This is a genomic window from Flavobacterium sp. (genome assembly GCF_039930565.1).
GTDB lineage: Bacteria > Bacteroidota > Bacteroidia > Flavobacteriales > Flavobacteriaceae > Flavobacterium.
This window is the reverse complement of sequence record NZ_JBDTTP010000114.1, coordinates 1-8,893: the sequence shown is the minus strand read 5'-3', so window position 1 is coordinate 8,893 and position 8,893 is coordinate 1. Positions and strand designations below refer to the sequence as shown.

Annotated in this window: 6 protein-coding genes; 4 read left to right on the top strand and 2 right to left on the bottom strand. The window is 33.4% G+C overall.

Annotated elements, in window-relative coordinates:
* Positions 1-594 precede the first annotated feature (594 nt).
* Positions 595-1,593 carry an IS110 family transposase gene (locus ABI657_RS18210; RefSeq protein ID WP_348098694.1) on the bottom strand — a complete coding sequence of 333 codons (999 nt, stop codon included), beginning with the start codon at positions 1,591-1,593 and terminating at the stop codon, positions 595-597.
* A gap of 475 nt (positions 1,594-2,068) precedes the next feature.
* On the opposite strand from ABI657_RS18210, the gene ABI657_RS18205 reads away from it, so the two are divergent.
* The 4 genes from ABI657_RS18205 to ABI657_RS18190 are packed head-to-tail and all read left to right on the top strand — an operon-like array spanning position 2,069 to position 6,748.
* Positions 2,069-2,464 (top strand): plasmid mobilization relaxosome protein MobC, encoded by a 396-nt coding sequence (locus tag ABI657_RS18205; protein WP_348098693.1) that lies wholly within the window; start codon positions 2,069-2,071, stop codon positions 2,462-2,464.
* On the top strand, positions 2,449-3,753 hold the full coding sequence (locus tag ABI657_RS18200) for a relaxase/mobilization nuclease domain-containing protein (protein ID WP_348098692.1): 1,305 nt from the start codon (positions 2,449-2,451) through the stop codon (positions 3,751-3,753). Before ABI657_RS18205 ends, ABI657_RS18200 begins: the two co-directional genes overlap by 16 nt.
* A 17-nt stretch (positions 3,754-3,770) precedes the next feature.
* Complete coding sequence (gene mobC / locus ABI657_RS18195; protein WP_348098695.1) at positions 3,771-5,753, top strand: conjugal transfer protein MobC; 1,983 nt, start codon at positions 3,771-3,773, stop codon at positions 5,751-5,753.
* Between the two features lie 26 nt (positions 5,754-5,779).
* Positions 5,780-6,748, top strand: a complete 969-nt coding sequence (locus ABI657_RS18190) for a PDDEXK nuclease domain-containing protein (RefSeq protein WP_348098691.1) — start codon at positions 5,780-5,782, stop codon at positions 6,746-6,748.
* A gap of 160 nt (positions 6,749-6,908) precedes the next feature.
* Here ABI657_RS18190 and ABI657_RS18185 read toward each other — a convergent pair whose 3' ends face one another.
* The gene (locus ABI657_RS18185; protein WP_348098690.1) at positions 6,909-8,744 is read right to left on the bottom strand and encodes a DUF262 domain-containing protein; all 1,836 of its coding nucleotides are present in this window, start codon (positions 8,742-8,744) and stop codon (positions 6,909-6,911) included.
* Between the last annotated feature and the right edge of the window lie 149 nt (positions 8,745-8,893).

Below are 8,893 nucleotides of genomic sequence, written 5' to 3'. Positions count from 1 at the left end.
TGGACATAATATGTCCATCATAGGTAAAATCCATTTCGCTTACTTAATTTTGTATTTCAAATAAACGGAAAAGGTTAAAATGAACAACCAAAAACCTTCCTTAAAACAGTCCCGATTTTGTTGTTTTAAAATTGGTTTATTGCTTTGAAAGAGCACATTTTTAAATCTAAAATCCAGAAATAAATTGGCATTATAACCATTCAGTTACAGTAGTTTCAAATTTTATGCAGAGTGCACTTTCATAGAATTCTAAAAATTAAAGCGAAATATATTTTATAAAAAAGCGAAATTTTAATGACTGTATGAAACATGTATTGAATTTCCGGATTACTACAATTAATAGATCACATAGTATAAAAAGAGGCTGTAAATGAAAAAACTGAATTTGAAATATTGTAGAAATACCAGAATGTCTAAAGAACATTTAAAGTATCAGGAAGATTGCCACGTTCCTGCAATCGGTATTCTAAGTTAAAAACAAATATTATGATGTTTTTTTAAAAGAAATTTTTAAAAGTAAAAAGAGATGAAAAAGCAAAACAAACCCTGGCCGAGGAAAAACTCAGCAAAGCACAATAGAAAATTAGATGTTTATCAAGCTACATACTTCATAATCTCTACATACTCAGTACCTCTTTTGACTACTGCAAAAGCTCGGGCTAAAAGTTTGTTACGAATGATATTGAGCACACACATTTTGCTTTTCCCATCTTGAACTTTTCGCTTATAAAAGATGCTAATCTCCTTATCTGTATGGGCTGCGCTCAGAGCTGCAATATGAAGCATTTTTTTAATCTGTTTATTAGCGATCGGATGAACCTGGCTTCTACTATGTAAGCTGGTTCCTGAACTGTTTTGAAAAGGAACCGTACCTGCAAAACAAGCGCATTTTCGCCAAGAATCAAATCTTGAAAAATTATGAGTATAAATAATTAAATAAACTCCAACCAGAAGACCAATACCTTTTATGCTAGTTATCAATTCAAACGTTCTTTTAATTTCTGGATCATCATTTACAATAGCTTTTATTGCCTTTTCAAGAGCTTTTATTTCAGTATCTAATGCTTCTATAATATGACTGTAACTTTCCATAAGAACTGGAATTTGATCGATGGGAAGAAACTTTGATTGTTCTTTCATAGTACCTACAAAAGCCCCACGATCTCTAGCTAATCGGTCTCTTAAAGTCATTAATGGATGTAATTTTAATATGGCTGCAGAAGGTATTTTGGTGGGAACGTATTTATCTCTTTTCTCATATGCATATTCAGCTATGCGACGAGAATCAATCTTGTCGTTTTTACCGCGTACAATTCCTAATGAACGCTTTATTTGCAATGGAGATATCATTGAAAAGTTGCACTCGTGTTTTTGCATATAAATAGCTAATAACAAGGAATAAAATCCTGAGTGCTCGAAACAGTAAACAATCTCTAAAGGACTTGTTTCTAAGGTCCGCAGGTAGATCCATTTTAATAATGCATCAAAGCCCTGCTGATCATTATTAAATTTATGATGTAATGATTTTTGATGGATGTAAACATCCAAAGTCAGTTTTGAAATATCAATCCCGACAAAGTGTTTGAATTGCATAACATTGATTTTAAAGGTTAATAATTAATTTGTTGCTATGAACTAATGCCGTTAAAAGACCTTAAAGTCTACTATTCTAACTGGTTACTGCAACGATTGTAAGGAGAAGAAAGAGGACTAATACCGATTATGTATCTAAAAAATACAAGCAAGATGAATAGTTCACCTCTTTCTAGTCTAATACAAAATTTAATAATTTTATTTAAATATATAGTTGATAACGTAATAAATTGAAAGAGGACAAATACCGATTCACGTACCTAAATAAATACAAGCAAGATGTTTTGTTCACCCCTTAATAAATTTCAAATGACTAGAGAAAATAAAAGATTCTCGAGATGGTTAAAGTTAGCGTCAAAGCTAACGGCAAGATGTCCTGTTGTTAAACAACAGCCTTCTTGCTGCTCTGTACTCGGGACTCGTTAGCAGTGATACTGAAAGGATAAAAAGAGTTTGATAATAATGAAAAAGAGAGATGAAGAAAAAAGAAAATTCAAACAGAACACGCATTGTCGGGTTACGCTTTACACCTGAAGAGTATGCGAAAATTGAGAAAAAATGGAAAGCTAGTACTTGCCACAAGCTGAGTGATTACATTCGCAGGCATCTATTTGAGAAATCCATAAATACTATTTATAGGAATCAGTCTTTAGATGATATGATCCATGAAATGATACTGTTATTTAAGCAATTAAATGGCATTGGAAACAACTTCAATCAGGCAGTAAAAAAGCTACATACACTAAATCAAATTCCGGAATTTAAAGTATGGATTCTAAGTGCTGAACTGGATAAAAAAATCCTTTTTGACAAGATTGATGAAATCAAAAATTACATCCAGAAAATCTCGGAAAGATGGTTGCGATCATAAAAACAGGATACTCTATCCACAAGGTTTTCTACTACAATGAAAACAAAGTAAAAGAAAATGTGGCAGAATGTATAGGCGCCGGAAATTATCCGATTGATGTTGATAAAATGGGACTTACTGTAAAACTGAACCGTTTTTTAAAACAGTTGGAACTAAATGAAAATGTAAAACGAAACAGTATGCATATCTCAATCAATTTTGATCCTTCAGAAAATCATTCTAAAGAAAAATTAATGGCTATCGCGGATACTTACATGGAAAAAATCGGATTTGGCGAGCAGCCTTATCTGGTTTATCAGCATCATGATTCCGGGCATGCGCACATCCATCTGGTCTCCATAAATGTTCAGAGGGATGGTACACGAATTGACATGCAAAATATTGGTAAAAACCGATCTGAACCGGCAAGAAAAGAAATTGAAGAACTCTTTGGACTTGTTAAAGCACAAGCGAATAAAAATAGTACCGATTTCCACCTAAAGCCAATCATTTCAGGAAAGATTCAATACGGGCGAAGCGAATCAAAAAAGGCTATTACAAATGTATTGACTCAGGTCCTTTCATCGTATAAATATGCTAGTCTCCCAGAACTCAATGCAGTGCTCAAACAATACAATGTTTTAGCAGACCGAGGCAATGAAGATTCAAAAATGTTTAAAGCCAAAGGATTAATGTATAGGATACTCGATGATAATGGAAAACCTATTGGGGTACCTATTAAAGCCAGTCTTTTTTACAACAAGCCAACACTGAAGTTTTTAGAAGAAAAATTCGCGTCTAATACCACAAATGAAGTCTCCGATATAAGAAGGGTAAAAAACGCCATTGATATGGCATTTTTCAAAGCGCAAATATCGCTCACAGAACTAGTTCAACTACTGGAAAAAGATGGAATCAATACTGTTTTTAGAAAAAATGCAGAAGGCTTACTTTATGGAATTACCTATGTTGACCATACCACAAAATGTGTTTTTAATGGAAGTACACTCGGTAAACAATACAGTGCTAAAGCGATACAGGAACGCTGCGAACCTATTAGTCAAGCAGAACAAAAAATGGCGGGTTTAAATAATAGGAAATTACAAGAAATCACATTTAAAACACCTAATTCACAAATCATTGCAGCACTGTTTGGAGATGATTTCCAGAATAATAAATACGTTGGATCCGATACTATAATGAGGCAGCTATGGGATATGCTTACACAATCTGAACAGACGGCTGCTTATCTTCCGTATGAGCTCAGAAACAAAAAGAAAAAAAGAAAAGGACAGTCTAATAATCGATAAAACTTGAAATTATGGCTATGCAGACAGGAGAAAACGAACAGGCACTGAGAAAGATCTTGGATATGACAAGGCTTATCAGCATCATTATTTTAGTCATCCATTTTTATTATTACTGCTATGCTGCATTTAGTCAGTGGCATTTGGTCAGCGGTTTTAGTGATAAAATTATGCGTAATATTCACCATACAGGATTGTTCAGTAATTTTCATAAATCAAAACTCTTTGCACTGGGATTTTTGATTATTTCTTTAATGGGTGCAAAAGGCCGAAAAGACGAAAAACTGAATTATAAAACAGCTTTCGCCTACATCATTACAGGCATTCTTATTTACTTTATAAGTTGTCTTTCGCTATACCTGAAAATAGAACTAATGCTGGCAGCCATTGCCTATATGACCATAACTTCCAGTGGTTTTCTTTTGATGCTTTCTGGTGGTACATTATTATCTCGTATTATAAAAAACAGGCTTAACAACAAGGATATTTTTAATAACGAAAATGAGACTTTTCCGCAAGAAGAAAGACTTTTGGAAAATGAGTACTCCATCAACCTTCGCGCCCGATACCATTTAAAGGATAAGATAAGAGACAGCTGGATAAACATCATCAATCCTTTTCGAGGCTTACTGGTTTCTGGTACTCCCGGCTCCGGAAAATCCTATTTTGTCATACGCCATGTTATTACACAACACATCAGTAAAATGTTTACCATGTTCGTCTATGATTTCAAGTTTGATGACCTGACCAGAATTGTCTATAATACCTGGCTTAAATACAAGCATCTCTACCCGGTTTTGCCTCAGTTCTATGTCATTAATTTTGATGATCTTACCAGAACCAACAGATGTAATCCGCTAGACCCTTCACGTATGAGCGACATTACAGATGCTTCAGAATCTGCGCGTACTATTTTATTGGGACTCAACAGGGAATGGATAAAAAGACAGGGAGATTTTTTTGTAGAATCACCGATTAATTTTCTCTCAGCCATAATATGGTATTTACGAAAATATAAAGACGGCGAATTCTGCACGCTTCCCCATGTAATTGAACTCATGCAGGAAGACTATGACAGTCTCTTTACCCTACTTAGAACTGAGAAAGAAATCGAAGTACTCATTAATCCCTTTGTGAATGCCTATCTAAATAATGTAATGGACCAATTGGAGGGTCAAATTGCTTCGGCAAAAATTGCCATGGCAAGGCTTTCCTCTCCACAATTGTACTATGTTTTATCTGGCAGTGATTTTACTTTGGACATCAATAATCCGGACGATCCTAAGATTGTATGCATGGGCAATAATCCACAGAAAATACAGATATATGGAGCAGTATTATCATTATATGTAAATCGATTGGTAAAACAAGTAAACCAAAAAAACAAGCAAAAAAGCAGCTTGATCTTCGATGAATTTCCAACAATTTACCTCAACAATATGGATAGTTTGATTGCTACTGCCAGAAGTAATAAAGTAGCAACTTGTTTAGGTATTCAGGATTTTAGCCAGTTGCGTAAAGACTATGGGCGAGAACAGGCTGACGTGATTATGAATATTGTTGGAAACGTAGTCAGTGGACAGGTTACAGGTGATACAGCTAAACAATTATCGGAACGTTTCGGAAAAATTATGCAGGATAGAGAAAGCCTTTCCATTAATAGCGGAGATACCTCTATAAGCCGGTCCAAACAATTGGAATCCGCAGTACCTCCATCCAAAATTTCCGGACTTAGTTCTGGTGAATTCGTGGGTATGGTAGCGGATGATCCTGATTGTAAAATTGAACTCAAAACATTTCATTCTGAAATAGTAAATGACCATGAAGCATTGAAAAACGAACAGGATCTATACGTCGATATTCCTATTATTCGCAAAGTTGATAATGCAATGGTACAGCGGAATTATCTGCAGATAAAAAAGGATATCAAGGATATCATTTATGCTGAAAAAGAACGACTATTAAATGATATTGAATTGAAGCATTTAGTGATTAAGAAGTGATAATAAATAAATTAAACTCAGAAATAATGATACAGGAACAATTTACAGATATTATTCAATTAATAAAACAATCTAGATCAAATGCTATTTCAGCAGTTAATACTGAAATGATTAACCTTTACTGGAATATTGGGCAGTACATTTACAATCGCATAGAAACAGCACAGTGGGGAAAATCAGTAGTAAAAGAACTGGCTGATTTTTTGCAAAGAAGTGAGCCTGATTTAAAAGGATTTTCGGATGCGAATCTTTGGCGTATGAGGCAGTTTTATGAAATCTACAAAGATGCGCCAAAACTCGCACCACTGGTGCGAGAAATTAACTGGTCCAACAACCTGATTATCTTTTCAAGATGTAAAACAGTAGAAGAACGCGAGTTTTATCTAAGCTTTTCAAAAAGAGAAAACTATAGTAAACGAGAACTTGAGCGCCAGATTTCTTCAAGCCTTTTTGAAAGAACTATTATAGGAAATTCAAAACTCGCACCACTGGTGCGAGAAATACACATGGATGTCAATAATACTTTTAAGGACAGTTATATTTTTGATTTTTTAAATCTTTCTGACTCCTATAGTGAGAACGAATTACAGCAAGGATTAATTAAGCAGATGAAGAATTTCATTTTGGAATTAGGGAAAGATTTTATCTTCATTGATCAGGAATATAAATTACAGGTCGGTAATAGCGATTTTTATATTGACCTTTTATTTTACCACCGAGGATTACAATGTTTAGTTGCTTTTGAATTAAAAGCAGATAAATTTAAACCAGAGCATTTAGGGCAGCTAAATTTTTATTTGGAAGCACTAGACCGTGAAGTTAAGAAATCTAATGAAAATCCAAGTATTGGGATATTGTTATGCACTGATAAGGACAGTAAGGTAGTAGAATATGCTCTCAATAGAAGCCTTTCTTCCACTATGGTAGCTGAATATAAAATCCAGCTTCCAGACAAACAATTACTTCAGCAAAAAATGCAGGAATTACTAAAATAAAAATGATCAAATTATTATATAAATTACCAAATTAAACAAATCTTCCAAATTTAAAGATTTGCAGGCATCCTTATCTTTCTCACTTCTGAGAGGATTATTTTTTTGCTGCTGTAATTATGAGAATTTGAAAAGCAAAATTACTTTTATGGGCCAGGGAAATCTAAATCCAAATCTCTTTATTGTTTATGATTTTATCGTTAATAAAAGCTAGAATTGACTCGCTTCTTTCTGAAATTTGAGAAGCAAATTCTTCTGGCTTATTCCAAAATCCTACCTGTTCTACAGTTTTGACCAGTCCAAATCTTTTGTAAGAGTTTAAATGTTTGCTTGGTAATCCATTTGAATCCGACGAATTAGCACTTGATGTAGACAAAGAGAGATTTCCGATACCATTGATGACACTCATAATTTCTTTCCAAAGTAAATCCGCTTTGGCTTTATTCTCAGAATAATTTTCAATTCCTAAATCTTTCCATTCTAGACTTTTGGCAACAATGTGGTCTATTGAAATGGAATCATTTTTATAAATTCTTTCTCTAATCATCCTGTAATCTGCACCATGGCCTATTTCAAATTTATATAAAAAATAAGCAGCTTTATTCCACCCGTACATATCCTTGATCCATTTCTTTTTCTCTACATCAAATAACTTATTTGCATTAGTTGCTAAATGTTCCCAACGGTACGAAAATTTTCTTTCTCCCTTATAAAACTGAGATAGTAAATCATTGCATTTATTTAAATTTGAACCGACTTCAATTGATTTGTAAATAATTTGGAATTCATTTCGGGATGCTTTTGCATTATAATAATAACCATTCCAATATATTATCTCATAACAAATTAGAAAATTTTCCCAACGCTCAATTAGTCTGTTTTTAATTGGGTTTCCCGATCTGAAAGCTCGAAGTAAAAATATAATGCTTCGGTTTTTATCCAATAGCAGCACATCACCAATTAGAGGGTTTTCTTTATCAGCTTTTGGTATTATATTTACAAGAATATTCATGGATTCTTCAAATTGTTCAGCTACATTTAGCGCATATTCAACAATTTTATTTTTGTCGCTTTTTTTGAATAATGCTTTTTTAACATATTCAAAAGAACCATTGTCTCCTGAGATTCCTTGAGGTAAACTAAAATTTTCCTTTTTATAACCGTCTTCCACAGCTTGCAGATGATGCATCAATATATTGTCTAATGATAAATCGCCACGTACCCAGACATGGCTTGCTTTTTCCTCCATTTCAAAAATACGTGCAAAAGCATTTTGAATCTTTTCAATTGCTACATTAGAATTTTGAGAATTGATGTAAACATTCTTCATCAGCAAAGCTTTGACTTTTTCTGTCTCAGAGAGTACTATCCCACGAGTATTATGCAATTCAAAAATCTGGGAAGCAACCGCTTTATCATTATAGCATGCAACTGAACAATGTGCTTTGTCTATTACGGCAACATATTTGTCAATTTTATTAACTTCTAATTTTGGTAACTTTTTCTCTCCTGCAAAACAATCAATAAATAACTTCACGGCATCTAACATTCTTGCGAAAGACATCGTCTTAGTTCCCTCATCTTTTGATAATTCCGTTAGTCTTTCATTTATATTTATACCGCTTGTTTCTAAAGTATTTATAAGAACATTTAACCCGTCTTTGTCATAAGAAACTGGGACTAGATTAATCTGCTTATAATAGTCACAATCTTTTTTCATGTGTTTACATACTAATAAAAATAAATAAACAGTACTGATACGCTGCTGCCCGTCAATTATTTCATATTCATTAAATCCGGTTTTTCCTTCTAAAATATAGTGGCCAAGATAATAGTTCTTATTCTCAGATTCATCATCATCAGTTTTAGCATAATATTCCAAAATGTCATTAATAAAAGCAATGAGCTGTTTTTCACCCCAAGAATAAGCTCTTTGATAATCAGGAATTGTAAAGAAAAAAGGTTTGATTATCTCTCCAAATGTTTTCTGTTGTTCCAAGTTTTCTGTTTTTTTTATTAGCTTTTTTTCTATTGACTCTATTGAAGTCACAGCTCTTTTTTAGGTAATCTACTAATCTGCGAATTTAAAGTATTAGGTGGATTCAAGACCTTAATGCAACAGTTGGTCTTTTTGGTTAATAATCAAAA

Coding starts and splice junctions, on each gene's coding strand:
- ABI657_RS18200 (WP_348098692.1), top strand. CDS start 2,449: ATGGTTGCGATCATAAAAACAGGATACTCTATCCACAAGGTTTTCTAC.
- mobC (WP_348098695.1), top strand. CDS start 3,771: ATGCAGACAGGAGAAAACGAACAGGCACTGAGAAAGATCTTGGATATG.
- ABI657_RS18190 (WP_348098691.1), top strand. CDS start 5,780: ATGATACAGGAACAATTTACAGATATTATTCAATTAATAAAACAATCT.
- ABI657_RS18205 (WP_348098693.1), top strand. CDS start 2,069: ATGAAGAAAAAAGAAAATTCAAACAGAACACGCATTGTCGGGTTACGC.
- ABI657_RS18210 (WP_348098694.1), bottom strand. CDS start 1,593: ATGCAATTCAAACACTTTGTCGGGATTGATATTTCAAAACTGACTTTG.